A 25,121-nucleotide genomic window follows, 5' to 3' on the forward strand; every position below is an offset into this window, starting at 1 on the left:
GTGTTCGAGCCGGGGCGACGCGTATCGAAGCGGTCACGGTCTCGCGGGTTGAACTTGGCAATCGCGACACCGAGCGCAACGATGTCTGCATGAGCGACAACCCCTCGACCGTGGTGCCCGACGACAAGCGCCAGGGTGGACTCCCGTCGTGGGCGGTCAAAACCATCGCCATCGCCGTGGTCGTCGTGCTGGCGGTCATCGCGTACTTCATCCTGGCGGCGTTCCTGCCGCGCTGGTGGTCGCAGAAGATCGGTTCCGCGGTGGATCAGAGCATCACCACCGGCAGCTTCTACGGCATCGCGTTCGGGGTGGTGTGCACGCTCGTCTCACTCCTGTTGCTGGCCCTCGCCTGGCGCGCGCGGCGCTGGGGTCAGACCCGGTACTGGGCGTTGGCCTTCGTCGTGCTCGCCGTCGTCGCGTCGATACCGAATCTGCTCACCCTGACCGTCGTCGCCGGCGGCGGCAGCGGGGCGCACGCCGGTGAGCGCATCCTCGACGTCGAGGCCCCGGGATTCCGCGGGGGCACCCTGGTCGGCGTGATCATCGCCGCGGTGATCTTCGCCGTCGGCCTGTTCCTGTGGATTCGGCTCCGTCGCCGGCGCCGCGCGGCCTCCACCACCGCCGTAACCTCGACCCAGCCGCCCGCCTGATCCACCACCGGCGGTGCGTGGCCTCCAGGCGGGGTCAGCGCGTGTCATTCGGTCGGGCGGGCTCGTACGGCGCGACAACTCGGTCATATCCGAGATCTCGTACACTTGGTGCAGAATTCGCCGACTCCCTGATGGGTGGGTCGGCATCGGCGTCAGGTGGGAGTGAGATGGGGAACGGTCGGACTCGGCTGCGGTCATCGTTGATGATCGGTGGGCTTCTGGTGGCGGTCATCGCGCTGGTGACCTCGTGCTCTCAGAAGCCGCAATACTCCAACGCGGTCGGCAGTTCGGTGCTCTACGACGATCTCCTCAAGCCGGGGGTCGAGATCACCGAGTGGAACGAGCAGACGCTCGCCGACAACGCCGTCGGAATCCAGCCGGGCGCACCGATTCGGGTGCGGGCGAGCGAGGGTGCGCTGACCGGTGTCCGCATCGGCAAGGCGGACGGCTCCACGGTGCGGGGGACCCTGTCGGAGAACGGCACGGAATGGGTCAGCGGAGAACCGCTGGGCTACAACCGCACCTACACACTGACCGCCGATGCAGCCGGCGTCGGCGGCTCCACGACCAAAGAGGTCTCGTTCACCACGCGGGCGCCGAGCAACCTCACGCAGGCCTATCTGACGCCCAACAACGGGGAGACCGTGGGTGTCGGCCAACCCGTGGCCGTGAAGTTCGACGAGGCGATCACCAACCGCCGCGCAGCGCAGAACGCGATCCGGATCACCACGAATCCGCCGGTGCAGGGCGCCTTCTACTGGATCAGCGACACCGAGGTGCGCTGGCGTCCGGCCGAGTACTGGAAGCCCGGCACCACCGTGGACGTAGCGGTGAACACCTACGGCATCGACCTCGGCGGCGGACTGTTCGGTCAGGAGAATCTCAAGTCCTCCTTCAAGATCGGCCGGTCGATGATCATCACGGCCGACGACAACACCAAGCAGGTCACCTTCGTGCAGGACGGCAAGGTCGTCCGCAGCATGCCGACGTCGATGGGTAAGGAATCCACCCCCACCGACAACGGCGTGTACCTCGTCTCGGACAAGCACGACAACATCATCATGGACTCGTCGACCTACGGTGTGCCCGTCGGCTCGGCCGACGGCTATCGGACGCCGGTGGACTACGCGACCCGAATGTCCTACAGCGGCATATTCTTCCACTCCGCTCCCTGGTCGGTGTGGGCCCAGGGCAACACCAACACCAGCCATGGCTGCCTGAACCTGAGCCCGGACAACGCCCTGTGGGTCATGAACAACACGCTGCGCGGTGATCCGGTCATCGTGAAGAACACCGTCGGCGGCACGCTGTCGGGCACCGACGGACTCGGGGACTGGAACATCCCGTGGGCGGTGTGGTCGAAGGGCAATGCCTGAGGCGGCGCCCCGAAACGACATTGCCATTGGTGATTGTTACGCTCATCTCTGACACGATTTCGACGACGATGGGATTCCACCACCATGGGCGAACGCTCTTCCTGGGAAAACGACGACCTGAGCGCCTTGCGTGACCTTGCCCGCAGCTTCTGCGAGAAGGAGGTCAAGCCCAATATCGACAAGTTCATCGACCAGCATCACGTCGACCGTGACCTCTGGAACAAGGCCGGCGAACTCGGTCTGCTGTGCATGTCGATTCCGGAGGAGTACGGAGGCGGCGGGGGTACCTTCGCCCATGAAGCGGTACTCATCGAGGAGCAGGCGCGCATCGCCGACTCCTCGTGGGGCGTCAGCCTGCACAACGGCATCGTCGCCCACTACCTGCTCCAGTACGGGTCGGAGGAGCAGAAGCAGACGTGGCTGCCCAAGATGGCCAGCGGTGAAGTCGTCGGGGCCATCGCCATGACCGAACCCGGCACCGGATCCGACCTGCAGAACGTCAAGACCAAGGCGATCGCGCAGGGCGACGAGTACGTCATCGACGGGTCGAAGACCTTCATCACCAACGGCGCCCAGGCCGATCTGATCATCGTCGTGGCCAAGACCGACGCGAGCGAGGGCGCCAAAGGCATCTCCCTGATCCTCGTCGAGGCCGACCGTGAGGGATTCCGCCGCGGACGCGTGCTCGACAAGGTGGGGCAGCGCGGCCAGGACACCTCGGAACTGTTCTTCGACGGTGTGCGGGTGCCCACGAGCAACCTTCTCGGTAGCGAGGAGGGGCAGGGTTTCATCCAGCTCATGCAGCAGCTGCCGCAGGAACGTCTCATCATCGCCGTCGCGTCGGTCGCCGGGATGGAGACCGCACTGCGGCACACGCTGGCCTACACGAAGGAACGAACGGCGTTCGGGCGCCCCATCTTCGGTTTCCAGAACACGAAATTCAAACTCGCCGAGGTGGCGACCGAATCGCGGATCGCACGCGTCTTCGTCGACGACTGCATCACCAAACACATCGACGGCAAGCTCGACATCCCGACCGTGGCGATGGCCAAATGGTGGACCAGCGACCGTGCCATGGTCGTCGCCGACGAATGTCTGCAGTTGTTCGGCGGCTACGGCTACATGAACGAGTACCCCATCGCCCGGATGTGGGCCGATCAGCGCGTCCAGAAGATCTACGCCGGAACCAACGAGATCATGAAGGAGATCATCGCGCGGACGCTCTGACGAGTGCCTCGCAGCAAGGCGCGATGTGCGGAGGTGGGGTTCGCAGCACGCCGCTGATGTCCCCGGCGCTCAGCAGGGCGACCAGGATCGGGACGACGTGGGTGGCAGCGATGCCGTACTCGTTTCGTCCCACTTTCACCACCAGTGACGCCGCGGTGAGGATCTTCAGGTGATGATAGAGCTGCCCTGAGGTCCCGAAGTCCCCGGCGGCCTGGAGTTCGGCCACCGATGCATTGCGGCGCAACAGGATTCGGAGGATCTCCAGGCGGCTGGGGTGCCCCATCGCCGCAAAGACATCCGCGATGGTGGCGGCGGGAAGATCCAGGATCGCGGCCGCGTCGTAGCCGATCCGCCACCAGACCGGACCCGCGAGGTCGACGCTGCCCTGGTAGGTGACCGTGTTCTCGTGCAGGGTTCGCTCGGAGGTCGGCGGGCTTCCGTCCGGCGCGATCGTGGCGCTGGTCCCCGTCGTCGGGTCGGCGTCGCCGACCTCCGGGCCACGACGTTCGTCGTTCCCGACGAGGGCTTCGAGGCGTTCGACGCGGTCGGTCAACGCCTGCACCACGGACTGGAGGTCGTCGCTCACACCACGCACCGTAGCGCGGCGGAGATCGCAGGATCGGTCAGGGCGCCGAGGAGCAGGCGCTGGTGGGTGAACTGGTCACGGTCCTGTGCGTCGCGAGACATGTTGCGTACCATCATTGTTCCGACCGCGATCCGGCCATCGGGGGCGTGATACTCGAAGACCTCGGTGAGCACCCCCGGCAGACTGCCGCCCTTGAAACCCAGGACCGACCCGTCGGGCCGGCGGCCCTGGAACTCCAGCACGCCGCGGGCGAGCGCCGACCCCGGTCCGAAGCTGCCGTCGGCGATCGCCGACATCAGAGAGGTCAGGGACGACGCCGTTGCGGTGATCGACGACGCAGTCCGTGTGGTGTCGGACTGGTCGACAGATGCCAGCCGTGCCCAATACGACGCGGCAACTGCCGGGTCGTCGTGGAACCGCTGTGCGGCCCGGTCCTGGTCGGCCGGGGTCCGCAGTGCGGGGTCGACGACGCCGAGGTACAGGCCGAGCAGGCTGGGAACAGGCCCGGAGATCCCGTAGCGATCCATCACCGACCGCAGTGCGTCGTCGCCGAGGTGTGCGCGTAACAGGTCCGGTGCCGCGGAGTCGGAGAAGCGGATCATCACGTCGGCGAGTTGGGCATAGCTCACCCGTCGGCCGGGATCGAGGGCGATTCCATTGTCGGTCTGCGGGATTCCCAGATGGCGCAACGCCTCTCGGTGTGCGCCACCGTCGAGGGGAAAGTACCACCGCTGCCACTGCCCGACGTCGACGGTGTCCTGCGGGTTCACGCGATCTGCCTCGACCGCGGCGGCGTAGGCGGCGAGATGGACGATCTTGATCGCCGAGGCGGTCGGGAACCGGGTGTCGGAGTTGAGCGCGATCCGCTCGCCGGTGAGGGTCCGCAGGTCCAGGGCGACATCGGTGCGGTGCTCGGCGATGTAGCCGAGCCAGCCCGGAATGGTGGAGGTGTCCGACGCCGCGGTGCTCGGGCATTCGGTGAGCGGAGCGTCGGCGTGCGCGAGCGGCCGATCGGTGGCGGCCGTCAGTTCGGTGAGTAGAACCGTGACGATCGTGACGACGGTGATGATGATCGCGCTCTTCATGACACTCCCTCTACGACATTACGTAATTACGACATTACGTGATTGCGGAGTGTTGGGGAAGTGCTGTGGCTCAGGGCCCTACTTGCGGTCCTTGATCAGCTCCTTGACCTCGTCGGGGCTGATGTTCTTCGCGACGAGTTTGCCGTTCTTGACCTTTCGCACCGAGTAGAGGTCCTTCTTCTTACCGGGGGCGACACTGAGGCCGACCTTCTTGGCCGCCTTGTTCAAGTCCTCGAGCATGCGCCGCAGATTAGGGCATGAAAGTGAACAACAACGAATCGGCGTTGATCGGTCCGGATGCGGACAGTGTGGTCGGAGCCGGGCGGTGGTTCGTGAGGCGCCGTCGTCACCTCCCCTCCAGGTGACGACGGCGTGGTTGTTCTTCGCGAACAACGGTCGTCAGTGCAGAGCCTCGGTGCTGAACTGACTGTCAGGCACGGTACCGCACCACAGTGATATCGCAAACCGGTTCATCAAAGCCGTGTAGCGCGAAGAGTGGAAATGCCGTTCAGGTACTTCATGTACTGGCGGCAAAGGTAGTTGTTTCGTGCTTAGCAATGAACTGAGTGTCACCAAAGGGGTCTGCGCGTTGGTCCGCATCCGTCCACATAAATGTCGGAAAATGATAGATGTATTCACATGAAGTGCTGCGTGGGACACCTGACACCGCTGCCGTGCGTCGGGGCGTCCCGGTGAGCGACTCTGCCGGGCGACTGCGGCGGGCCAACAGTTTCGGGCGAATGATGGTCGGCCACACGGTGCGAACCACGACGACACGTGCCACGGCGCCGCTGCGGAGCGCCGACGCGAATGTGCGCAGGCGTGACGACGCCATTCTGTCGCTCGCCGACGATCTGGTGCGAGTACTCGGCCCGATGAAGGGTGCCGCGCTCAAGATCGGACAGATCATCGCGATGTTCGATTTCGGCCTGTCCAACCGGACGACGCGCGACGAGTTCGCGGCCCGTCTGGCGCTACTGTTCGATGGGGTGGTGCCGATGGAGTGGTCGGCCATCGAGAAGGTGCTCGCCCGCGAGCTCGGCCGCGGTCTGCGCCGACTGGATATCGACCCCAAACCGCTCGCGGCCGCCTCACTCGGCCAGGTCCATTTCGCGATGCTCGACGGCACGATGCCGGTCGTGGTGAAGGTGCAGTACCCCGGGATCGATTCCGCGGTGCGCGCCGACCTCAAGAACCTCAAGCTCTTCGCAAAGGTGGGCGGCCCGGTGATGCCGGGTCTGAATCTCGACGCGATCATCGACGCGATCGCCGTCGAGGTCGCGCGTGAGTGCGACTACATCGCCGAGGCCGGTAACCAGGCGAGGGCGTGGTCTCTGTGTGTCGATCATCCGTGCTGGAAGGTGCCGCGCGTGTTCCCTGAGATGAGTACGGCGCGGGTGATGGTGAGTGAGTTCTTCGATGGTGTGCAATTCGCCGACATCGCCTCCGGGGATCGCGACCGTGCGGAGCACGCGGCAGAAGCGATCTACCGCTTCTACGGAGGTGGGGTCTACGAGAGAGGGGAGTTCTGCGCCGACCCGCACCCGGGAAACGTGCTCGGTCTGCCCGACGGCCGGCTGGGTTTCATCGACTTCGGGCTCTACGTTCGGATGTCGGCGGAGTCGCTCGCCGACCAGACACGAGTACTACGCGCGCTCATCGAGGGGCGATACCATGATGCGTACCGCGACTGCCGGGACCTGGGTATGGCCACTGCCGGATCGGTCGGTGAGGCGGACATCGTCTCGATGATGAGCGACATCGGATTTTGGTTTCTGACGGAGGATCAGGTGACGATCACGAAAGACGTTGCGCGCCGCGCCGTCACGTCGTTGTTCGTCCCGGGTTCCGCGCATCTGGACACCACTCGCCATACCGCGTTGCCCACCGACCACATCTTCTCGCGCCGCACCGACCTGGCCGTCTGCGGACTTCTCGGACAGCTCAACGCGACCAATCGCTGGGGTGCGATCATCCGGGAGTGGATCGAAGGGCGTCCGCCCGCAACCGAGATGGGGGCCGAGATCCAGCGGTGGCGTCAGGGTTGATGACGGCACAGACGAAGGCGGACAAGACTCGTCGGGATTCACGGCCCGCGCGAGAGCGCATTTCTGCGGCCGCATTCGACATCCTGTGCGAGGACGGGTACGACGCGGCGAGCGTCTCGGCGATAGCCCGCCGTGCCGGCATCAGTACCGGTGCCGTGTACCAGCACTTCGCCGACAAACAGGAGATCTTCGATACCGCTTTCGACGAGGCGGTGGTCACCCTCATGTCGGCGATCGACCCGGACTCGCTCGCACAGCTCCCCGAGGATCGCGCACAGACGGTGGATCTGGTGCAGATCATCGTCCAGCGTGGGTTCGAACTCGTCGGCACGCAGCCGCGTGTCCTGAAGTTCATTGTTTCCCAATGTAGTTCGAACGATGTCGAGATCCGGCACCGCATCCTCGGACTCGAGGCGATGGCGGTCGACAGGATCGGCGACGGCATCCGCCGAGCCGTCGAACACGGGTGGATCGTCGCCGACCCGAATTCCGTCGACCTCGTCGCCCGCACCCTGCTGGTCGTGTTGGTGGCGATGGTCACCGCGTCGCCGCAGTCGGCGCCGACCCCGAACCGCACCACCCGGGACGCGTTTGCCGCGACCTGCGACGCCGTGCTGCGTCGAGGGCTGATTCCCGATTTCGGCGAACTCGAGATCGAGTCGCTGGAAACGGCTCTGGCGGAGCTCACGAACGAACAACGCCGTGTGGACCTGGCCGTGTACCACCCGCACGACCGTCGGTCACGCCTGCTCGACGCGGCGCTCGAACTGTACGCCCTGCAGGGGTACCGACGGGTCCGCCCCGCCGATGTGGCTGCCACCGCGGGGCTGGGATACGGCACCTTTTACAACTACTTCGACAATCGCCGCGAATGCCTGCAGCAGGTGCTCGACCGAGAACTGCTGATCGTCGGGGGACTGGTCGCCATGGTGACGCCGATCCCTTCCTCGCACGCGGGTATGGTCGCCGATCTCACCCATCTGGTCGCGCGGGTGGCGATGTATGCCGAGGAACGGGGTGCACGACTCGCAAGCGTCATCCTCGACACCTCCGGGATCGATTCGGCTGCACTGCAGTTCATCACCGGAGCGTTCTCCCGTCTCGCGCAGATTCTCGCCGACTACCTCTTTCGCTGCCGTAATGCGGGGCTACTGGACGATCGTGTCGATCCGGAGGCCGCCGGAGCGTTGCTGATGGCCGCACTGGTCGCGATCTGCCTCCACTACGTGCAGGAGAGCCCGCAGGTGCCCTCGGTCAAGATGGTCACCGACACCATCGTGCGAACCATCGGCTGGGGGGCCGAGCACAGCTTCTGAACGTGCCGTTCAGCTGCGGGTCGGGTCGAGGCCGAGGCCGCACGCCAACGTGGAGATGGCGAACGAGACGGCGGCGTCCCAGTCGACCGCGACGAATTCTGCTCTGGCGGTGGCGTAGTGATTGGCCAGTCCGCTGACCGTCGCCCACAGCAGGGTCATAGCGCGATCGGGGTCGCCGGTATAGCCGAACCGGGTGAGCGTGTCGTGCAGGGCTCGCAGGATACGGGCGATGGCCGCTCGGAGATCGTCGACGAGTTCTGCGGGAACCCGGGCGTCGTCGTTGATCACGTTCTGCGCGTCGAACTCGCGGCCGAAGGCGAGGAATCCGGTGCGGTAGGCGGCGGCGAAATGGGTGAAGGCCTCGACGAATCCCGTTGATTGCCGCAGCTGTTCGTCGAGGTCGTCCATCATCGCCGCAAGGTGGCGGGTATGCAACGCGACGAAGAGGCTCTCTTTGTTGGGGTAGTACCGGTAGACCGCACCGAGGGATATCCCGGCACCCTTGGCCACCTCACGCATGCGTAACGCGGAGTATCCGCCGCCGTCCAACAGGCGACGACCGGCGGTGAGAATGTCGGCGCGGCGTTGGTCACGATCGCCCCAGCGTGTCGGAGACGAAGGACGCGGGGCAGGTGCGGACGGGGCGGTGGCGCGCAGCGTGGGTACAGACGCCGTCTCGGTCACGGCCTCCATTGTGCCCTGCTCTTCTCGGTGCGGAAACGGCGAGAGCCGGAGTTGGCAGGCAACTCCGGCTCTCGTTTCGGGGTGGATGACGGGACTCGAACCCGCGACAGCCAGGATCACAACCTGGTGCTCTACCAACTGAACTACATCCACCATCGGCGTCGGGAACCAAGGATCGCTCGCCGGGTTCCAGAGCCAGGGTCATACTCTAGCGAATCGACGGCGCCGAGACCAATCGCTTTCTCACCTGGGCATTCGGGTGGGTGGCAGTCAGGCGGGGCCGAGATCGGCGACGATCTGGTGGAGTCGATCGGTGTCAGGGCCGGGGGCCGCGACGAAGGCTGCGGCTCGGTAATACGCGAGTTCGCGGATCGACTCACGGATGTCTGCCAGTGCGCGGTGGGCGAGGCCCTTCTCCGGTTGGCCGAAGTAGATCTTCGGGTACCAGCGACGGCACAGTTCCTTGATCGAGCTGACGTCGACCATCCGGTAGTGCAGAAAGCTGTCCAGGTCGGGCATGTCACGGGCGATGAACCCGCGGTCGGTGGCGATCGAGTTGCCGGCGAGGGGGACCGCACCGGATGCGGAGATCTGGGTCCGCAGGTAATCGAGCACCAGCTTCTCGGCTTCGGCCAGCGTGACGGTGGAGCGCCGGACCTCCTCGGTGAGGCCCGACGCGGCGTGCATCTTCCGCACCACCTCGGGCATCGCGGCGAGAGCGTCGTCGTCGGCATGAATCACGACGTCGACGCCGTCGCCGAGGATGTTGAGGTCACCGTCGGTGACCAGTGCCGCGATCTCGATCAACTTGTCCGATCCGAGTTCGAGTCCGGTCATTTCGCAATCGATCCACACCAATTTGTCCTGCACCCGTCAACCTTAGCCAACCGCAGATGCCGACCACCCGGAACCGAGGCGACTATCGTGATCGGTGCATTTGTGATGGTCTGCGGCCCCGGCTCTCACCGGAGCGTCGGAGAACCCCCGTTGTGTACCCGAGAGGACCCGACAGTGACCGATCCCGCCCAGTCCGCCGCATCCATCGCCGCAGGTTATGCGTTTTCCGGCGCAGCGCTCGAACTCGGAACGGTCAGCGTCGACGGCACCGTCGTCAGTGACGCGCACGTGCGTATCCCGCTGTCGATGATGAACCGCCACGGATTGGTCGCCGGCGCCACCGGTACCGGTAAGACCAAGACGTTGCAGCTGATCGCCGAGCAACTGTCGGCCAACGGGGTGCCGGTGGTGATGGCCGACATCAAGGGCGACCTCTCCGGACTGAGCAATCCGGGTAGCTCGAACGAGAAGATCGCCGCCCGCGCGGCGCAAACCGGCGACGACTGGCAGCCGTCGGGTTGTCCGGTCGAATTCACCTCGCTCGGCTCGACCGGGATCGGGGTCCCGGTGCGTGCCACCATCACCTCCTTCGGCCCGATTCTGCTGAGCAAGGTGCTCGGCCTCAACGACACCCAGGAGTCGGTGCTTGGCTTGATCTTCCACTGGGCCGACGGCAAAGGACTGCCGCTGCTCGACCTGAAGGATCTCCGCGCGGTGATCGCCTATCTGACCAGCGACGAGGGCAAGCTGGAGCTGAAAGCCATCGGCGGGGTGTCCACGCAGACCGCGGGCGTCATCCTGCGCGCTCTGAGCAACCTCGAAGCCGACGGCGGGGACACCTTTTTCGGTGAACCCGAGATCGAGCCGGCCGATCTGCTGCGCACCGCACCGGACGGCCGCGGGATCGTGACCCTGTTCGAACTCGGCGCCCAGGCCGCCCGACCGGCCTTGTTCTCGACCTTCCTGATGTGGATCCTCGCCGATCTCTTCGAATTCCTGCCCGAGGTCGGCGATCTGGACAAACCGAAACTCGTCTTCATCTTCGACGAATCCCATCTGCTGTTCGACGATGCCTCCAAGGCGTTCAAGGATCAGGTGGTGCAGACGGTGAAACTCATCCGTTCCAAGGGCGTCGGCGTCTTCTTCTGCTCGCAGCTGCCCACCGACATCCCCAACGAGGTGCTCTCACAGCTCGGTGCGCGCATACAGCATGCGTTGCGCGCGTTCACCCCCGACGATCAGAAGGCACTGACCAAGACGGTCAAGACCTATCCGGTCTCGGAGGTGTACAAGCTCGATCAGGCCCTGACGTCGCTCGGTACCGGTGAGGCGATCGTCACCGTCCTTTCCGAGAAGGGCGCTCCCACACCGGTCGCCTGGACCGTCATCCGCGCGCCGCGCTCGTCGATGGATGCCGTTGGTGCCGAAGGCATCACGGCCGCGGCCAAGGCGAGTCCGCTGTACGCCAAGTACGGTCAATCGATCGATCGTGAATCCGCCTACGAGAAACTGACTGCCAAGACGCTCGCGCCGGGTGAATCGCCGGATGCCCCGGCGCCGGTGCCTGCCCCGGCACCCTCGCCCGCTCCGGCGCCGGTGCCGGCTCCGCAGCCGGAGGAACCGGGCATCCTCACCGAGGTGCTGACCAGCAAGCCGATGCAGAGTTTCTTGCGATCCGCGGCCACCGCGGCCGGCCGCGAGTTCAGTCGTGCGATCTTCGGCACCGGGCGGCGTCGTCGATAGCGGACCTGCGCGGTCAACTCGGCGACGCGATCAGCCCTCGCCGAGCTTGCGGTAGAACGTGCCCACGATCGGTGCGACCACAGCGCGCGGGGTATAGCCCCCGGCCACCGACATGGCCTTCGACAAAGTGCCCGGGACGACACGCATCTTGTTGTGTTCCAGCGCATTCAGGCTCATCTCGGCGACCTTGTCGCTGGAGTGCCAGAGGAAGTCGGGAACCAAACGGTCGACCACGGACGCGTCCTCGGGTGAGGGGATCTCGGTCCGCACCGGGCCGGGAGCGAGGAGCGTGACGTGCACGCCGTGGATGGAGACCTCACCGCGCAGTGATTCGCTGAAGGTGTTCACGAATGCCTTGGTCGCCGCATAGGTGGCGTTGTTCGGGATCGGCATGTTGCCGGCGGCGGAACCGACCATCAGGATGCCGCCGGCGCGGCGCGCCACCATGCCGGGCAGGACGGCCAGGGTCAGGTCGTGGACGGCGTTGACGTTCAAGCGAACCTGGGCGCGTTCGTAGGCGGCATCGAGTTCGGCGACCGGCCCGAAGGTCGCAATGCCCGCGTTGTTGGCCAGGATCGAGATCTCCCGGTCGGCGAGCTCGGCGGCGAGGATTGCCACCGCGGTCGGATCGGAGAGATCGGTGGGGCGCACCTCGGCGGTCACCCCGTGATCGGCGCGGAGCTCCTCGGCGAGTTCCTCGAGGACCTCGCCGCGCCGTGCCACCAGGATCGGCGCGTGACCGCGTCGTGCCAGGGCACGGGCGAGGGCCATCCCGATACCGGACGAGGCGCCCGTCACGACGGCGCGGGCGGATTCGGACGGTACAGGTACTCCCATGCCGTCGATCGTATCCAGATGCCCCGTACCGACGGCGTCGGGCGCCGTCGGTACGGGTACGGCCTTCCTGTGGCCGGAGTCGCTCGGCCGGCGCGGTCAGCCGATGCCGGCGGCCACCTCGGTGCCCTGCCGGATGGCTCGCTTCGCGTCGAGTTCCGCGGCGACGTCGGCGCCGCCGATGACGTGGGTCCGCACGCCGGCGACAGTCAACGGATCGACGAGGTCGCGGACCGATTCCTGTCCGGCGCAGATGACGACGTTGTCGACTTCGAGCAGGCGTGTCTCGCGGACGGTGCCGTCTTCGTCACGGAAGCTCAGGTGCAGACCCGCATCGTCGATACGGTCATAGGTGGCACCCGAGATCTGTTCGACCCCTTTCATTTTCACCGTCGCGCGGTGTACCCAACCGGTGGTCTTCCCCAGTGACTTGCCCTGTCGACCGGGTTTGCGCTGCACCAGGTAGACCTCGCGCACCGCGGGCAGCGGACGCGGCTTGGTGACGAAGCCCGGCTTGCTCAGATCCTCGCTGACACCCCACTCCTGCTCCCATTCCTTGAGATTCAGGGTGGGTGACTCATCGACCATGAGGAACTCGGTGACGTCGAATCCGATTCCGCCGGCACCGATCACGGCCACGCGCTTGCCGATCTCTCGGTGTCCGAGCACGGCATCGGCGTAGGAGACGACCATCGGGTGGTCGACGCCGGGGATGGCGGGCATGCGTGGGGTGACACCGGTGGCGATGATCACCTCGTCGAAGCCCTTGGCGATGATGTCCTGCGCGGACACCCGAGTGTTGAGATGCACTGTCACATTGTTGATCTCGAGTTCACGGGTGAAGTAGCGCAACGTCTCGTTGAACTCCTCCTTGCCGGGAATGCGCGCCGCGATCGAGAACTGGCCTCCGACCGATTCGCCGGCCTCGAACAGTTCGACCCGATGGCCACGCTTGGCCGCCGACACCGCGGCCGACAGGCCGGCCGGGCCCGCGCCGATCACCGCGATGTGCTGGGCGAGTCGGGTGGCCCCGAGGGTCAGCGTCGTCTCGCGGCCGGCGCGGGGATTGAGAAGGCACGACACCTTCTTACCGACGAAGGCGTGATCCAGACATGCCTGATTGCAGCCGATGCACGTGTTGATCTCGTCGGCCCGGCCGGTGCGCGCCTTGTCGGCGAAGTCCGGGTCCGACAGCATCGGTCGCGCCATCGAGATCGCGTCCACCCTACCGCGTTCGAGGATCTCCTCGGCCAGTTCGGGGGTGTTGATGCGGTTACTGGCGATGAGCGGGATGCTCACCTCGTCGCGCAGGCGCTCGGTGAACTTGACGAACGCGCCGCGCGGTACCGAGGTCACGATCGTCGGGACACCGGCCTCGTGCCAGCCGATGTCAGTGTTGATCGCGTCGACTCCGAGTTGTTCGGCCTTGCGCGCCATCAGCGCGATCTCGTCCCAGGTCTGCCCGCCCTTGACGAAGTCGGCGATGGATTGGCGCAGGATGATCGGGAAGTCACGGGGGACCTGGCGACGCATCTCGGTGATGATCTCGACGAGGAACCGCTGTCGGTTCTCGGTGGTGCCGCCCCACCGGTCGGTGCGGTCGTTGGTGTGCGGGCACAGGAATTGATTGATCAGATAACCCTCGCCGCCCATGATCTCGACGGCGTCATATCCCGCGCGGCGCGCCAGCTTGGCCGACGCACCGAACGTGCGGATGACGTGTTTGATGATCGGCTCGGTCATCTTGAGGTGTTTGAAGGGGTGGATCGGTGAGGGCTCGGAGCCCGCGGCCACCTTCAACGGCGTGTATCCGTAGCGCCCGGCATGGATGAGCTGCATCGCGATCTTGCCGCCCTCGCGATGAACCGCACCGGTGATGCGTCGATGCCTGGCGACGTCGGCGTAATTGGTCATCTTGCCGGCGAAGGGAAGGAGCAGACCGGTGCGAGAGGTACCGAAGCCGCCGGTGATGATCAGTCCCACACCGCCTTTGGCGCGCTCGGCGTAATAGGCGGCCAGTTTGTCGGTGTCCCACAGACGGTCCTCGAGCCCGGTGTGCATCGAGCCCATGATCAGACGGTTGTTCAGGGTGACGCCGCCGAGTTGCAGCGGTTCGAACAGGCGCGGGTAATGAGGATTGGGCTGTGCGGATGGGGCTGACATCGCGTCACCTTTCGGTCGGTGCCGGCTGGCCGGCAGTGGGGCACGTTCTGATGGTCTTCGTGATCTGGGGATGTCCGGTCAGGACGAGGCGTCGAGTTCTCGTTTCAGTGCGGTGAGGACCTCGTCGCACCAGTCGATGAACCCTTCTTCTATCCGCACGCCACCCCGGAGCACGAGGTATTGGTGCAACTTTCGGCCGGTGAGGCGGTCGGGGGCGGGGTAGTCGTCCTTCTCGAAGGACTGGAACAGGTGCAGTCGCGCCACGTGGAGTTCCCGGTGGCGTTCGAGTTCGGTGATGAGATCGGGCAGTCCGGGCACGTCGGCGGCGCGGATCTTCAGGCCGAGATCGTCGCGCAGTTTCTGGATCGGGGTCGGGGTGGCGACCCACTCGCGCAACGCCGATCGACCTGCGTCGGACAACGAATAGACCTTCTTGTCGGGCCTGCCGTCCTGCACGATCGGCTCGTAACTCACCAGTCCGTCCGCATGCAGTTTGCGCAGCGTGCGATAGATCTGCTGGTGGGTGGCCGACCAGAAGTGACCGATCGACCGGTCGAATTGGCGGCTGATCTCGTAGCCGGTGCCGGGCCGTTCGGACAACGACACCATGATCGCGTGTTCCAGAGCCACATGCGCACGGTAGCAGTGCACCAACGCGCTATGCAACAAGGTGAGTATGTGCGGGAGTGCATATCGACGACTGTCGCAAGAGGCGTGGTGGCACCCTGGTGGCATGGGCCAGAACACCGACCGTGCCCCGCGGGCAGCCGCCGACGTCGAGCACACCGCGGACGGCCGCTACATCGTGGTGAACGGCCGCCGATGGCGCGCAACGGATCCGTTGATTCCCGCCGAGCGGCGGGAAGAACTTCAGCACATCCTCATGGCGTGGCGACGCGAGGTACGACGAACCCGCGGTGCCGATGACGCGCGCGCCGGGGTCCAGGCGGCGAAAGTCGCTCTGGGCGAACGCGGTACGCCGTGGTGGGAGCAGACCGATGCGCAGCGCCGGCAGCGTTGGGAGACCGCCGTCGACGAGCCGTGACGTGGGCAGGTCAGTGTCGGCGCCCGCCGAGTGTGGGCACGTAGAGACGGGTGCCCTCGGCGAGTGAATCGAGGATCGGCGCGATCGCCAGGTTCTCGGTCCGTTCCGCGCTCGCGGCCGAGTCGTCGATCGTGTCCTCGGGGGCGATCCAGGGGGAACGATCGCGCAGGTGACCGTCGCGGAGTTCGACGACTCGGTCGGCGATCGCGGTGACCCGGCGGTCGTGGGTGATCAGCAACGTGGTGCGGCCCTGCGCAATACGCCGTAGCGGCTTCAGGATTCGCGACACGCTGGCGTCGTCGAGCCCCGACGTCGGCTCGTCGAGGATGAGCACCGGGGTGTCGCGGACCATCGCTCGTGCCATCGCGATGCGCTGGCGTTGACCTCCGGACAGCGTGAGTCCGCCGTCGTCGAGCCGGGTGTCGTAGCCGTCGGGGAGATCGCGGATGAAGGCGTCGGCGTCGGCGGCGACGGCCGCTCGCACGGTCTGTGTCCGGTCGGCGTTCGGTGCGCCGTAGGCGATGTTGTCGGCGACGCTGGCGCCCTTGATGATCGGGGTTTGGGGGAGCAAGGTCACCAGGCCACGGATGTGAGCGCCGGTCAGCGTGTCGTAGTCGTCGCCGCCGAGACGGATCGTTCCGGAGTCGGGGTGCTCGAAGCGGCACAGCAGTGAAGCGAGACTGGTCTTGCCCACCCCGCTCGGGCCGATGAGTGCCACGATCCGGCCCGGCCGCAGATCGAGCGACACCTCGTCGAGGACGGTGGTCTCACCGCGCTGCAGCGAGACCGAGCGCAACGACACGGGCAGTGCGGCGCCCGGTGTGGGGGAACTGTCCCGCGCGTCGGGTGCGTCGTGCTCGGCGGGTTCGAGGTCGAGGATCTCGGCGACGCGTTCGGCACTGACCACGGCCGAGGCGATCGCGAGCCGGGCATCGGCGATTTGTTGCATCTTCGGATAGAGCAGACCGAGGTAACCGGTGAGGGCGAGCAACTGGCCGACGCTGAGATGGCCTTGGCGAACCTGCCACACGCCGGCGACGGCGATGGCCAGGGTGACTATCACCTGGCCGAAGCCCATCACCGCGCCGAACCCGGCCTCGACCCGAGTCTGCGCGAGACGTGCTGCGCGCCAAGCCAGTCCGTGGGCGTGCAGGGCTTGGTGTTCGCGCTCCTGCTGGTTGTAGGCGACGGCGGTCTCGTGGCCGGCCAGCGCGGTTTCGACGGCGTCGGAGATGTCGCTGTTGGCGCCCCGCTCGTCGCGGGTGACCGCCATCTGGCGGCGGGCGAAGATCGAGGACACACCCCACAGCATCGGGACGGCAGCCAGTGCGACCAGTGCAACCTGCCAGCTCATGAGGAACGCGGCGATCACCAGGCCAACGGTGTTGAAGATCGCGATGATGATCTGCATCACCCCGGACCCGACGAGATACTCGACGGCCTCGAGGTCGCCGGAGTGACGACTGACGAGGTTGCCGAGACCGAGTCGACGATGCAGCACCGGGTGGAGCCGCTGGACGTGGGCGAAGAGCCGGTCACGCAGCCGAAGGACCACCTGCTCGGAGACGCTCACCGCGACGACCTGGCCGAAGTAGTCGCCGGCCGTGGACACCGCGGTCAAACCCAGCCACAGACCGGCAAGACGGGCGAAGTCCCACACGCTGTGCGAATCGAGGGCTCCATCGATGACGTCGGCGAGGACGAAGACCGAGACGATCTCGCAGAGTGCGGCGACCCCGAGGAGACTGCCGGCGAACGCGAATCGCGTGCCCTGGCCGCGCATGGCGGGCAGGAATCGTCGAATGGCAGTGAGGGTGTTCATCGGGACTCCGCAACCTGGTCGTCGAGTGTGTTGTGGAAGAAGTGCGTTCGGGCGCGCGTCGACGATTCATGCGCGTCGACGCGTCGGAACCCGGCGCGAGTAAGCGGTTCGCGCCGGGTTTCCGATCGGGAGTGGTCAGGCGGTGCGGGTCACTGCCACACCCAGATCCACCGGAAGGTCCGCCAGTCCCAGATGCGAACGCGGCGGCGGCGCGGCTGGGGCTCGAAACGGCGCTGCGGACCGGACTGACGGGGCTGTCCTGGCATGAGTTGTTCTCCTTCGGTCATGGCCGGCGTCGATGCCGACAGAAATGAAACTAGGAGCCGTTGCTGCGTCCGCGCTGCCTCGTCGCTGAGAGCCCGCTGTCAGTGGAACCTGTACAGCAGCTGTGTGTTTCGCCGACGAAGAGGGTACGTCGCAGACCGGCCCGAGTCACCACGTGCGCAGCGGTACATCGGGGATCAGAGGAGTGGGGAGCGAGGGAGGTGTGCCCGGTGGCCCCGCGTGCCCGCCATTGCCGGGCAGCGGCGGCACCGGGCCGATTGTGGGTTGTGACGCGTCACGGATCCTGTCGAGGATCTCCGCGAGCGTCTCAGTGCTGGTGTGGTGTGTCCCGGTGATCACCCCGACCATCGCCGCGAAGGCGTCCGACTCGGGGTCGTTGAAGTACGACCCGTGCGCCGACAGTCCGAACAGCCACTCCCCGTTGCCATCTCGTCCGGTGGGCAATGGTTGGTAGCCCGCCAGGTCGGGGCTGTCGCCGAGGGTGTTGTCGGGTATGAGGCGCGACATCATGATGGGGTCGAAGGGTGCGGTGATGGTGTACCGGTGCACACCTGGACTGTTCGCAGCCGCCCCCAGTACGCCGGTTCCGGCCGACGACGCGTGAATGACGTTGTCGGCGCGCAATCCGAGCTGATCGGCGGTTCCCACGATGGTCCCGCCGTAGGAGTGCCCGAGGTAGGTCGTCGTAGCCGACGGCGCGATCGAGGCGATCTCGGCGTCGAGGGCGTGGCCGAAATCGACCAGCCGCGGCGCCATCTCGAGTGCGAACTGCGGATCGACGGCGGAGTCGTCGATGACCGATGCCAAGGCCTTGACCTGGTCGAGGGGATTGGTCGAGATCGGCAACCGCGGTGGGTTGACCACGTTTTGCGGAAAGTCGCCGTCGAGGTAGATGAACACCGGACCACACGTCTGCTCCGCCAGGTTGTAGGCCGCTGTCCAGTTGCCACCGCCGTAGCCGCGCGCGTTGGTGCCGGTACCGGGTACGTAGACGGTGGCGTTGCGGGTGGTGGGTGTGAGCGCGCCGACCATCTCGACCAGCCGTGGGTTGTCACCGTCGGTGAAGGAGACGAACACGCGCTCGGTGTGTGCCGTCAGTGGGGCGTTGGGTGCGTGGCCCTGGCCCGACGAGTACGGCGCCTTGCGCTGCTCGAGAAAGGACTGCAGCATTCGTGCGCGGTCGGTGTCGACGCCGTGCGTGCGGATCTCGCCGGCCAGCGCGTTGCGGATGCTGATCTCGTTGGCGACACCGCGCATCTCGAAGGGAACGCCGTTCAGGTTTCCCATGGTCTCGGGGTCGGCCTGGATGAGCCGCCGCAGATCGTCGGCGTCGGTCTGGGCGAGCAGAGTGCGCCGCTGGTCGACGTCGAGCGAGTTCAGGGTCCGAACCATCGCATCCGGGTCCATGGTGCCCAGACCTGGCACCGTCACGTCCGGCTGGCCCAGGATCATCGAGGCGAGGTCGGCGCGCAGATCGTCGAGTCTGGTGCCGTAGAGTTCGTCGACCTCGTCGAGAACCCGAAGGCCCTGCTGGATCCAGGCCTGGAACGCCGCGGCGTCCGCTGATCTCGTCGCCAGCGAATGGGAGACCGTGCCCTCGTCGGTGACGGTGAAACCGAGCCGCCGCGCCTCGTCGACGGCGGCGAGTAGCTCACTGCGTGCCTGCTCGAGGTCTGTGCGGGCATCGGCGGCTTCATCGGCGATCTGCTGCAACACATTTCGCACCTCGTAGGCGTGATCGTGTTCCTGGCGCAGGCGGGCGAGGGCCGCGTCATGTGTCTTGCCGTGCCACTCGCTTGGCCGAAGTGCGCTGCCGAGCGCGACGTCGAGTCCCTGCTCGAGAACACCCGCGGCAGTGGTGGCTGCGTCTGCTGCCGCAGAGATGTCGGCCACGGGCCAGGCGCGGGCAGCGGAGATGGAGAGGCGCATCAGCGTTGCGGCAACAGGTCGAAGGCGCGTCCGGCCGCGGCGTCGCTCGCCTGTGCGTCGGCGCTGAATTGCTGCAGCGCAACGCTCATCGCCAGCAGGCGATCGGCGATCGAGTCGGCGGCCGCGCGGCTGGGTTCGGCCAGTGAGCGCAGGGCTGTGGTGACCCGGGTCGGTGGTCCGTCGACATGCAACCCGTCGAACGGAATGTCGGCGATGAATCGGGCGCGTTCTCGCCAACCGGCGCAGATTCCGGCGAGCTCGTCCGGGTCTATGCCGAACAGTGAGTCGTCGTCAGCTAAGACGCGCTCGATGGTGTCGGGCAGCATCGTCAGCAGATGTGAGAACGGTGTCATGGGTCCCCTCCGGCGTCGTGGTTCGGTCGAGTCGGTCGACCTGATGCATTGGACGCGGCGAGGGGGCCGATCGGTTCCATGCTTCACGGTGGTTGTGCACACGTGATGGGGCGGTGCGCCGATAGCCGTCGAAGGAACTTGCCGCTGGATCGACCCGGTGTGCGGGTGCGTCAGTCGTACTGGATGTACTCGACAACAGCACCATCGGGATGTCTGGCGATCAACCGTGGACCGTTGGGTGCGGGTGCGGGCCCCTCGAGGACAGTGCCTCCGAGGTCGGCGACGGTGCGCTCCACCACCGCGACGTCGCGGACGATGACGGTCGCGGTCCGTGAGCGCGCCTGCTCATCGCCGCCCTCGATCAGCAGGAACGCGCCGACCGTGGCGAGGCGGATATCTCGAAATCCGAAAGTCTGTGGCTCGTTGCCGGTGAGCTCGCAATACAACGGCAGCGCCGCGTCGAGATCGTCGACGTGGACGCGGGCAAGGGCGGCAACGATGTTGGAGGGGGCGTCGGTCATCTCGGGGCAACGCGGACGGGGCCGACGCTGTTCCGCTCCCGCGGGCGCACACCGGCCGGAGGCCGGAAGGGATGTCACAGTGCGCCTCCGTGGATCTCTTTCAAACCCGCCGAACGGGTTCGACGCCCTTCCGCGTAAGGCAAACCCGCCGGATCGGACGGTGAAGGGACTACCCGTCGAGGCGTCCACCCGTCAGGGCAGTCGCCAACTCCGCAAGCTCACACCCCACGAGGTCGAGTCGCTGATCAGCGAGTACCAGGACGGGGCGACCGCTCGTGATCTGGCCACCATGTACGGCATCCACCGCATGACCGTGACCCGTCATATACAGCGCAGCGGACACCAGACCAGACCGGTGCGATCGTTCGAGGGAGATCAGCTCCAAGAGCTTATTGCCGACTACCGTGCCGGCCACTCGACCAATGCGCTCGGACGCAAGTACGGCGTGGCGGGTAGCACAGTCGCGCGAACGTTACGGCAGCACGGAGTGGGACTTCGCTGACACCCCACAGCGCACCTCAGTTATGAGGTGTCCTCCGATAGCGGATGTCCAAGGTCGATGACCTTGCCCTGGTCATCGAGTTCGGACGTACACTCCCGGAGATTCGGATCCGAGCAACAAGCCACCTGGCAGCACGTTCGGAAACTACAAGGCGGTTGAGGCGCTGTAAGCCGAAATCGTCAACCAACGGAGTACCCACGACGATCAAACACTCCAATGGCGGAATAACGATCTGATCGGCATACTCCGACCACGACTCGATCACCGTCTCCGTCACTGGCCCGAACCTAAAACCTGAGAAATCTGTACGCCGCAACGCATCAGCCAGCTCGGTAGTTACCACGTAAGCGCCACGTGCTTTGATGATCTCCGAGCGCAGCGGAAACTCGAATCCCAACTTTGCCGAAGTGACACGGGGGGGGGGGGGGGGGATCGAAACTATTATCCCAGGTGCCTTCGCGGAAGTTGGCCGGAACCTCCGGACGGAGCCTGTAGAATTTCATGCGGTCTCCGTTTGTCCTGTGCTGCCAAATCCAATCGTATCTGATGCAGCGGAAATGGTCGTGAGAGCTTCACCTTGTAGCATTAGGAATACGTTGGGTTCTTCTGAAACGGACGGGATTACTCTGACACCGGATATTGACAGATCGTACCTGCTGATGTCTGGATTTGGCTCCACCAGGGGCAGTTTGGGTTGTATCCTTGTGGACCGTTGGGTGTAATGGGATCGGGAATCTCACGGACCTGCCCGGGTGCGAGAGCTGGTGAATCAGGCCCTTGCCGGAGTTGATCTACAACGACGATAGATAGCAAACTCAGTAGCCGAGTTCGCTGTAGGTTTTCAGGCTCTTCCGAATTCAGAGTGCGTGTAGGCGTTCTGCGAGTTGGCCGGAGTGGATGAGTGACCGCAAGATGTAGTGGTTGAGGTTGCGGAACCCGAGGGCGATACCGCGGAGGTGTTCGAGGCGTCCGTTGATGGCTTCGACTGGGCCGTTGGAGGCGCCGGTGTCGAAGTAGGCGAGGATCTCGGCACGTCGGGCCCACAACGACCGTCCGAGTTGAGCTACCTCGGCGAGACCGGCGGGTAGGCCGGTGTTGATCTTCTTGAGTAGCTTGTACATCGCGATCTTCCCGTCCCGCTTGTTCGGCTGGTCGTAGGCGTCGATCAACTCCTGGTAGATCGCGTAGGTGACCGCCACGGCCACGTGCTCCTCCCGGGCGTCCAGACCGGTGCGTAGGCGGGTCTTCTGTGTGTCGGTGAGCAGCCCGATCCGGGTCAGCAGGGTCCGGCGGATGCCGTAGAGCGGATCCCCGGATCGGCCCCGATGTCCGCACGTATCCTGTTGTATGCGTTGACGACACAGGGTGAGTTTCTCCGCGGCCAGATGCACCACATGAAACGGATCCATCACCGCCCGCGCCTTGTCCAGAGATTCCGCGGCCGCGGCGCGGTAGCCGGTGAACCCGTCCATCGTGACCACCCGGATACGATCCCGGAACGCCTGATCGCGGGCGTCGAGCCAGTCCTTCAACGCGGCTTTCGAGCGGCCGGCGACCATATCCACCAGCCGTGCCGGTCCGGTCCCGTCGACGATCGGGGTGAGGTCGACGAGCACCGTCACGAAACTCGACTCCCCCTGGCCACGAACATGTTTCCACTTGTGCTCATCCACGCCGAGAACGCGGACGCCGGCCAGGCGTGCGGGCGCGGCGGCCAGCGTCCGGGCTGCCTCACACGCCAGAGTGTTGACGGTGTTCCAGCTCAACCCCACCGCGGCCGCCGCCGCGGTGACGCTCATTTTGTCGCAGATCATCGACCGCATGATCCAGGTGGTGGTGCGGCGGGTGACCTGCGCCCGCGGTGCCACGATCGCAGTCAGGTCAGCCCGGAAGATCGACGTCGCGCAGTCGCTGGTGGCGCACACATAGCGGGGCACCGTCAGGTGCAGCCGGGTCGGGTGCCCGACGATCGGCAGATCGGCGACCTCGCGGTCGACGTGATCACGCAGCCGGCCTGCGTGCCCGCAGGCCGGGCAGGTGTTCTTCGGGGCCAGGAGCTGGCAGAACAGGTGGGTGCGATCCTCGCCGTCGACGGCGGCGTCGGTGATCGTCACGCCCAGTTCGATGGTGCGGCAAATCGTGTCGGCAATAGCGCTACGCTGCGTCATGGGTCCTGTGAGTGTTCGGATGAGTGTGTAGGAGCTTTCATCTTCACACCACAGGACCCGCCCACATCACGCGGCTCACACCCGAAAATCCGGCCTACATCTTGTGGTCGATAGAACCTGTTTCACGCACCGTCAATCCTGAAGAGCCGGTTTTCACATTGCCTCGATCGGGCAGATGGAGAGGTGGTGAATCCCCGTACCAGGTTTGCTCAACGGTGTCGATCAGCCCGTTCGCCACCCATAGAAGCAACTCGCCTACTAGTCGGCCTGAGCTGTCAATAACACCTAGTACGCCGGAACACAGTCCGTCCGCAAGATGGCTGAGCGGGACTCCCTGCTTCACGTTCAGGCGAGCCATCGTCGGTGTCCCGTCCACAGTAACAACTGTCTTCATCTGTTGGCACACTGCATCGTCGCCTTGTTGATCGGCGAGGTAGAGTAATGCGTCACGCTGTTCAGGTAATAGGTCGATTATCATCGGTCGGTCATGTTTGAATCTGCTAGCCTAAGGGCGGTACCAAATTACTCGAGGAGTTCGGCCACTTCGCTCTCATTTGGAGAATTACCAGACTCCAAACTAAGCGCGTTGATTATCTCAATCTCCGACCAAATCCCTCGCAGGTCCTCAGCGTTCGCTTGGTTGCCATCGTCTTGGGATATTACAATTTCCTCCAGCAGCCATGAGAGAACATCGAGCGACACCAGGCGCTGACTGTATCCGCCGCAGAACTCGTCAAGTCTCCTCGGCAAAGACTCATCACTATTCAATTCACGCATACTTTGTCACGTTGCCGTGTCGAGGTAAGACACAATTCACTTCCATGTGAGCCTCTCACTGTCAGGGCCATCTGGTACCCGCGGCCGTCTTCAACAGAGGTACCCACGTTCCTACGACAGATCGAAATGCGCGCGGGCTTCCGCCAAAGTCATGGAGTATGCGCTGGCTTTGGCTTCTAATCGGCTTCTTACCAACACGCCCTGTTGACTGTAGAACTGTTCGTCCATGGGATACAGCCCGAGGTTCGCAGCATAATCCACGAGCATTTCCTCGGTGAAACGATCCTTCACCCTGCGCCTCTGATACGCAGACACATCCTCGAAGGGCAGCGGGTCGCCTTGCTGCTCGAAAGTCCAGCGGTTTCCGTCCTGGCCAACTCCCACTGAACGGGCGTAGTTCAACCATTCCGTGTCATGATCGGCGATCAGGAGAATGGAACGGCCCCCGTTGGGTTGCTTCGGTCTTGACACTTCCCGCTCCGGAACCATCATGAACGAAACTGCCTCGCACGGAAGTCGCCGAGCGAGACCACCGATCGGTGCCTCGTCTGCGCCGCTGAAGCCTCCGGCGAAGTATGCTGTCCATTCGGTGTTGCGTGTGGGCACGAGAAGTTCAGGGGGAGTGTAGCCCCGGACGAGGGGTTCGACGTGGGTGAGCATGGCACTTAGACCGCCGCCGACGGCAACGGACTCGACGTTGTGTCTTCCGTGGATTTCGACTCGCCAGTCTTCAAGTGCAGCGGCTACCGTGGCAGTAGGCGCTTTGAAGAATCCGATCGCCCAGGTTATCGGCGCGAACCGGCCGTCAAGCAAGTAGTGGGTCATTGCGGTGTCACCTCTCGTCACGTTGGCACCTTTCGTCCGTGCGTTTCCTGATCTGCTGATCAGCAAACGAACTCGGTGCAGCACCAGACAACACCCGCCCCGATCACCGACGCGGCCACAGCGAGCGCCGCACACACGCCTGTCAGCTCCGATCGTCCTCACGCCCGACTGCCATCGCTCACCACGACACCGCCCCCACCACATCAGTGCATCACAACAAAACTGTGATGCCAGATTCTGAACTGTTCTCGAATACCCAAACATGACTGACAGAATTCGGCAACCTAAAGATCGCCATCGGTTTCTTTGATCCGGCAAGTGTGCTGGTCGCAGCAACATGCGAGA

General features: G+C 65.0%; 23 protein-coding genes and 1 tRNA gene. 8 read left to right on the top strand and 16 right to left on the bottom strand.

Annotated features, from left to right (window positions below):
• The first annotated feature begins 89 nt into the window (after positions 1 to 89).
• The 3 genes from J6U32_RS13475 to J6U32_RS13485 all read left to right on the top strand — a co-directional run bounded on the left by J6U32_RS13475 (position 90) and on the right by J6U32_RS13485 (position 3,253).
• Positions 90 to 650, top strand: coding sequence for a permease (locus tag J6U32_RS13475; protein ID WP_208795868.1), 561 nt, complete (start codon positions 90 to 92; stop codon positions 648 to 650).
• Positions 651 to 817: 167 nt separating this feature from the next.
• A complete protein-coding gene (locus J6U32_RS13480) occupies positions 818 to 2,026 on the top strand; it encodes a L,D-transpeptidase (RefSeq protein ID WP_208795869.1) in 1,209 nt (402 codons plus the stop codon).
• Positions 2,027 to 2,110: 84 nt separating this feature from the next.
• Positions 2,111 to 3,253, top strand: coding sequence for an acyl-CoA dehydrogenase family protein (locus J6U32_RS13485; protein WP_208795870.1), 1,143 nt, complete (start codon positions 2,111 to 2,113; stop codon positions 3,251 to 3,253).
• Here the strand turns inward: J6U32_RS13485 and J6U32_RS13490 are convergent.
• From J6U32_RS13490 to J6U32_RS13500, 3 genes are all read right to left on the bottom strand, one after another.
• Complete coding sequence (locus tag J6U32_RS13490) at positions 3,234 to 3,839, bottom strand: ArsR/SmtB family transcription factor (RefSeq protein WP_208795871.1); 606 nt, start codon at positions 3,837 to 3,839, stop codon at positions 3,234 to 3,236. The genes J6U32_RS13485 and J6U32_RS13490 overlap by 20 nt on opposite strands.
• Positions 3,836 to 4,924 carry a serine hydrolase gene (locus J6U32_RS13495; RefSeq protein ID WP_208795872.1) on the bottom strand — a complete coding sequence of 363 codons (1,089 nt, stop codon included), beginning with the start codon at positions 4,922 to 4,924 and terminating at the stop codon, positions 3,836 to 3,838. Before J6U32_RS13495 ends, J6U32_RS13490 begins: the two co-directional genes overlap by 4 nt.
• Positions 4,925 to 5,002: 78 nt before the next feature.
• On the bottom strand, positions 5,003 to 5,164 hold the full coding sequence (locus tag J6U32_RS13500) for a hypothetical protein (RefSeq protein WP_208795873.1): 162 nt from the start codon (positions 5,162 to 5,164) through the stop codon (positions 5,003 to 5,005).
• 452 nt (positions 5,165 to 5,616) lie between these two features.
• Between J6U32_RS13500 and J6U32_RS13505 the strand changes: the two genes are divergently transcribed.
• Positions 5,617 to 6,972: an ABC1 kinase family protein gene (locus tag J6U32_RS13505; RefSeq protein WP_244332869.1), complete on the top strand. Its 1,356-nt coding sequence runs from the start codon at positions 5,617 to 5,619 to the stop codon at positions 6,970 to 6,972.
• Positions 6,972 to 8,288 (top strand): TetR/AcrR family transcriptional regulator, encoded by a 1,317-nt coding sequence (locus J6U32_RS13510; RefSeq protein WP_208795874.1) that lies wholly within the window; start codon positions 6,972 to 6,974, stop codon positions 8,286 to 8,288. The genes J6U32_RS13505 and J6U32_RS13510 overlap by 1 nt, the downstream gene beginning before the upstream one ends.
• Positions 8,289 to 8,297: 9 nt before the next feature.
• Here J6U32_RS13510 and J6U32_RS13515 read toward each other — a convergent pair whose 3' ends face one another.
• The 3 genes from J6U32_RS13515 to orn all read right to left on the bottom strand — a co-directional run bounded on the left by J6U32_RS13515 (position 8,298) and on the right by orn (position 9,842).
• Positions 8,298 to 8,972: a TetR/AcrR family transcriptional regulator gene (locus J6U32_RS13515; RefSeq protein WP_208795875.1), complete on the bottom strand. Its 675-nt coding sequence runs from the start codon at positions 8,970 to 8,972 to the stop codon at positions 8,298 to 8,300.
• Positions 8,973 to 9,052: 80 nt separating this feature from the next.
• Positions 9,053 to 9,125 (bottom strand) — tRNA-His (locus J6U32_RS13520).
• 117 nt (positions 9,126 to 9,242) lie between these two features.
• Complete coding sequence (gene orn, locus J6U32_RS13525) at positions 9,243 to 9,842, bottom strand: oligoribonuclease (RefSeq protein WP_208795876.1); 600 nt, start codon at positions 9,840 to 9,842, stop codon at positions 9,243 to 9,245.
• A 141-nt stretch (positions 9,843 to 9,983) separates the two neighbouring features.
• Here orn and J6U32_RS13530 point away from each other — a divergent pair, with 141 nt between their 5' ends.
• Positions 9,984 to 11,552: a helicase HerA-like domain-containing protein gene (locus tag J6U32_RS13530; RefSeq protein ID WP_208795877.1), complete on the top strand. Its 1,569-nt coding sequence runs from the start codon at positions 9,984 to 9,986 to the stop codon at positions 11,550 to 11,552.
• Positions 11,553 to 11,582: 30 nt separating this feature from the next.
• Here J6U32_RS13530 and cmrA read toward each other — a convergent pair whose 3' ends face one another.
• From cmrA to J6U32_RS13545, 3 genes are all read right to left on the bottom strand, one after another.
• Positions 11,583 to 12,389, bottom strand: coding sequence for a mycolate reductase (gene cmrA, locus J6U32_RS13535; protein ID WP_208795878.1), 807 nt, complete (start codon positions 12,387 to 12,389; stop codon positions 11,583 to 11,585).
• A 96-nt stretch (positions 12,390 to 12,485) separates the two neighbouring features.
• The gene (locus J6U32_RS13540) at positions 12,486 to 14,549 is read right to left on the bottom strand and encodes an NADPH-dependent 2,4-dienoyl-CoA reductase (protein ID WP_208795879.1); all 2,064 of its coding nucleotides are present in this window, start codon (positions 14,547 to 14,549) and stop codon (positions 12,486 to 12,488) included.
• Positions 14,550 to 14,627: 78 nt separating this feature from the next.
• Complete coding sequence (locus tag J6U32_RS13545; protein ID WP_014359698.1) at positions 14,628 to 15,179, bottom strand: PadR family transcriptional regulator; 552 nt, start codon at positions 15,177 to 15,179, stop codon at positions 14,628 to 14,630.
• A gap of 103 nt (positions 15,180 to 15,282) precedes the next feature.
• On the opposite strand from J6U32_RS13545, the gene J6U32_RS13550 reads away from it, so the two are divergent.
• Positions 15,283 to 15,594: a hypothetical protein gene (locus J6U32_RS13550; RefSeq protein ID WP_208795880.1), complete on the top strand. Its 312-nt coding sequence runs from the start codon at positions 15,283 to 15,285 to the stop codon at positions 15,592 to 15,594.
• Between the two features lie 10 nt (positions 15,595 to 15,604).
• On the opposite strand, the gene J6U32_RS13555 is transcribed toward J6U32_RS13550, so the two are convergent.
• The 4 genes from J6U32_RS13555 to J6U32_RS13570 all read right to left on the bottom strand — a co-directional run bounded on the left by J6U32_RS13555 (position 15,605) and on the right by J6U32_RS13570 (position 20,504).
• A complete protein-coding gene (locus J6U32_RS13555; protein ID WP_208795881.1) occupies positions 15,605 to 17,416 on the bottom strand; it encodes an ABC transporter ATP-binding protein in 1,812 nt (603 codons plus the stop codon).
• 432 nt (positions 17,417 to 17,848) lie between these two features.
• Positions 17,849 to 19,630, bottom strand: a complete 1,782-nt coding sequence (locus tag J6U32_RS13560) for an alpha/beta hydrolase (RefSeq protein WP_208795882.1) — start codon at positions 19,628 to 19,630, stop codon at positions 17,849 to 17,851.
• Complete coding sequence (locus J6U32_RS13565) at positions 19,630 to 19,983, bottom strand: hypothetical protein (protein WP_208795883.1); 354 nt, start codon at positions 19,981 to 19,983, stop codon at positions 19,630 to 19,632. The genes J6U32_RS13560 and J6U32_RS13565 overlap by 1 nt, the downstream gene beginning before the upstream one ends.
• Positions 19,984 to 20,153: 170 nt before the next feature.
• A complete protein-coding gene (locus tag J6U32_RS13570) occupies positions 20,154 to 20,504 on the bottom strand; it encodes a VOC family protein (RefSeq protein WP_208795884.1) in 351 nt (116 codons plus the stop codon).
• A gap of 160 nt (positions 20,505 to 20,664) precedes the next feature.
• On the opposite strand from J6U32_RS13570, the gene J6U32_RS13575 reads away from it, so the two are divergent.
• On the top strand, positions 20,665 to 21,006 hold the full coding sequence (locus J6U32_RS13575) for a hypothetical protein (protein WP_208795885.1): 342 nt from the start codon (positions 20,665 to 20,667) through the stop codon (positions 21,004 to 21,006).
• A gap of 857 nt (positions 21,007 to 21,863) precedes the next feature.
• On the opposite strand, the gene J6U32_RS13580 is transcribed toward J6U32_RS13575, so the two are convergent.
• The 3 genes from J6U32_RS13580 to J6U32_RS13590 all read right to left on the bottom strand — a co-directional run bounded on the left by J6U32_RS13580 (position 21,864) and on the right by J6U32_RS13590 (position 24,776).
• Positions 21,864 to 23,174 carry an ISL3 family transposase gene (locus J6U32_RS13580; protein ID WP_208795886.1) on the bottom strand — a complete coding sequence of 437 codons (1,311 nt, stop codon included), beginning with the start codon at positions 23,172 to 23,174 and terminating at the stop codon, positions 21,864 to 21,866.
• 94 nt (positions 23,175 to 23,268) lie between these two features.
• Positions 23,269 to 23,652, bottom strand: coding sequence for a hypothetical protein (locus J6U32_RS13585; protein ID WP_208795887.1), 384 nt, complete (start codon positions 23,650 to 23,652; stop codon positions 23,269 to 23,271).
• A 410-nt stretch (positions 23,653 to 24,062) separates the two neighbouring features.
• Positions 24,063 to 24,776: a hypothetical protein gene (locus tag J6U32_RS13590; RefSeq protein WP_208790824.1), complete on the bottom strand. Its 714-nt coding sequence runs from the start codon at positions 24,774 to 24,776 to the stop codon at positions 24,063 to 24,065.
• Positions 24,777 to 25,121 lie beyond the last annotated feature (345 nt).

Source organism: Gordonia polyisoprenivorans (genome assembly GCF_017654315.1).
GTDB lineage: Bacteria > Actinomycetota > Actinomycetes > Mycobacteriales > Mycobacteriaceae > Gordonia > Gordonia polyisoprenivorans_A.

Excerpts from the sequence above, each read along its gene's own strand:
- J6U32_RS13475 (WP_208795868.1), top strand. The coding sequence starts at position 90 with ATGAGCGACAACCCCTCGACCGTGGTGCCCGACGACAAGCGCCAGGGT.
- J6U32_RS13480 (WP_208795869.1), top strand. The coding sequence starts at position 818 with ATGGGGAACGGTCGGACTCGGCTGCGGTCATCGTTGATGATCGGTGGG.
- J6U32_RS13485 (WP_208795870.1), top strand. The coding sequence starts at position 2,111 with ATGGGCGAACGCTCTTCCTGGGAAAACGACGACCTGAGCGCCTTGCGT.
- J6U32_RS13495 (WP_208795872.1), bottom strand. The coding sequence starts at position 4,924 with ATGAAGAGCGCGATCATCATCACCGTCGTCACGATCGTCACGGTTCTA.
- J6U32_RS13500 (WP_208795873.1), bottom strand. The coding sequence starts at position 5,164 with ATGCTCGAGGACTTGAACAAGGCGGCCAAGAAGGTCGGCCTCAGTGTC.
- J6U32_RS13510 (WP_208795874.1), top strand. The coding sequence starts at position 6,972 with ATGACGGCACAGACGAAGGCGGACAAGACTCGTCGGGATTCACGGCCC.
- cmrA (WP_208795878.1), bottom strand. The coding sequence starts at position 12,389 with ATGGGAGTACCTGTACCGTCCGAATCCGCCCGCGCCGTCGTGACGGGC.
- J6U32_RS13540 (WP_208795879.1), bottom strand. The coding sequence starts at position 14,549 with ATGTCAGCCCCATCCGCACAGCCCAATCCTCATTACCCGCGCCTGTTC.
- J6U32_RS13550 (WP_208795880.1), top strand. The coding sequence starts at position 15,283 with ATGGGCCAGAACACCGACCGTGCCCCGCGGGCAGCCGCCGACGTCGAG.
- J6U32_RS13555 (WP_208795881.1), bottom strand. The coding sequence starts at position 17,416 with ATGAACACCCTCACTGCCATTCGACGATTCCTGCCCGCCATGCGCGGC.
- J6U32_RS13560 (WP_208795882.1), bottom strand. The coding sequence starts at position 19,630 with ATGCGCCTCTCCATCTCCGCTGCCCGCGCCTGGCCCGTGGCCGACATC.
- J6U32_RS13565 (WP_208795883.1), bottom strand. The coding sequence starts at position 19,983 with ATGACACCGTTCTCACATCTGCTGACGATGCTGCCCGACACCATCGAG.
- J6U32_RS13570 (WP_208795884.1), bottom strand. The coding sequence starts at position 20,504 with ATGACCGACGCCCCCTCCAACATCGTTGCCGCCCTTGCCCGCGTCCAC.
- J6U32_RS13580 (WP_208795886.1), bottom strand. The coding sequence starts at position 23,174 with ATGACGCAGCGTAGCGCTATTGCCGACACGATTTGCCGCACCATCGAA.
- J6U32_RS13585 (WP_208795887.1), bottom strand. The coding sequence starts at position 23,652 with ATGATAATCGACCTATTACCTGAACAGCGTGACGCATTACTCTACCTC.
- J6U32_RS13590 (WP_208790824.1), bottom strand. The coding sequence starts at position 24,776 with ATGACCCACTACTTGCTTGACGGCCGGTTCGCGCCGATAACCTGGGCG.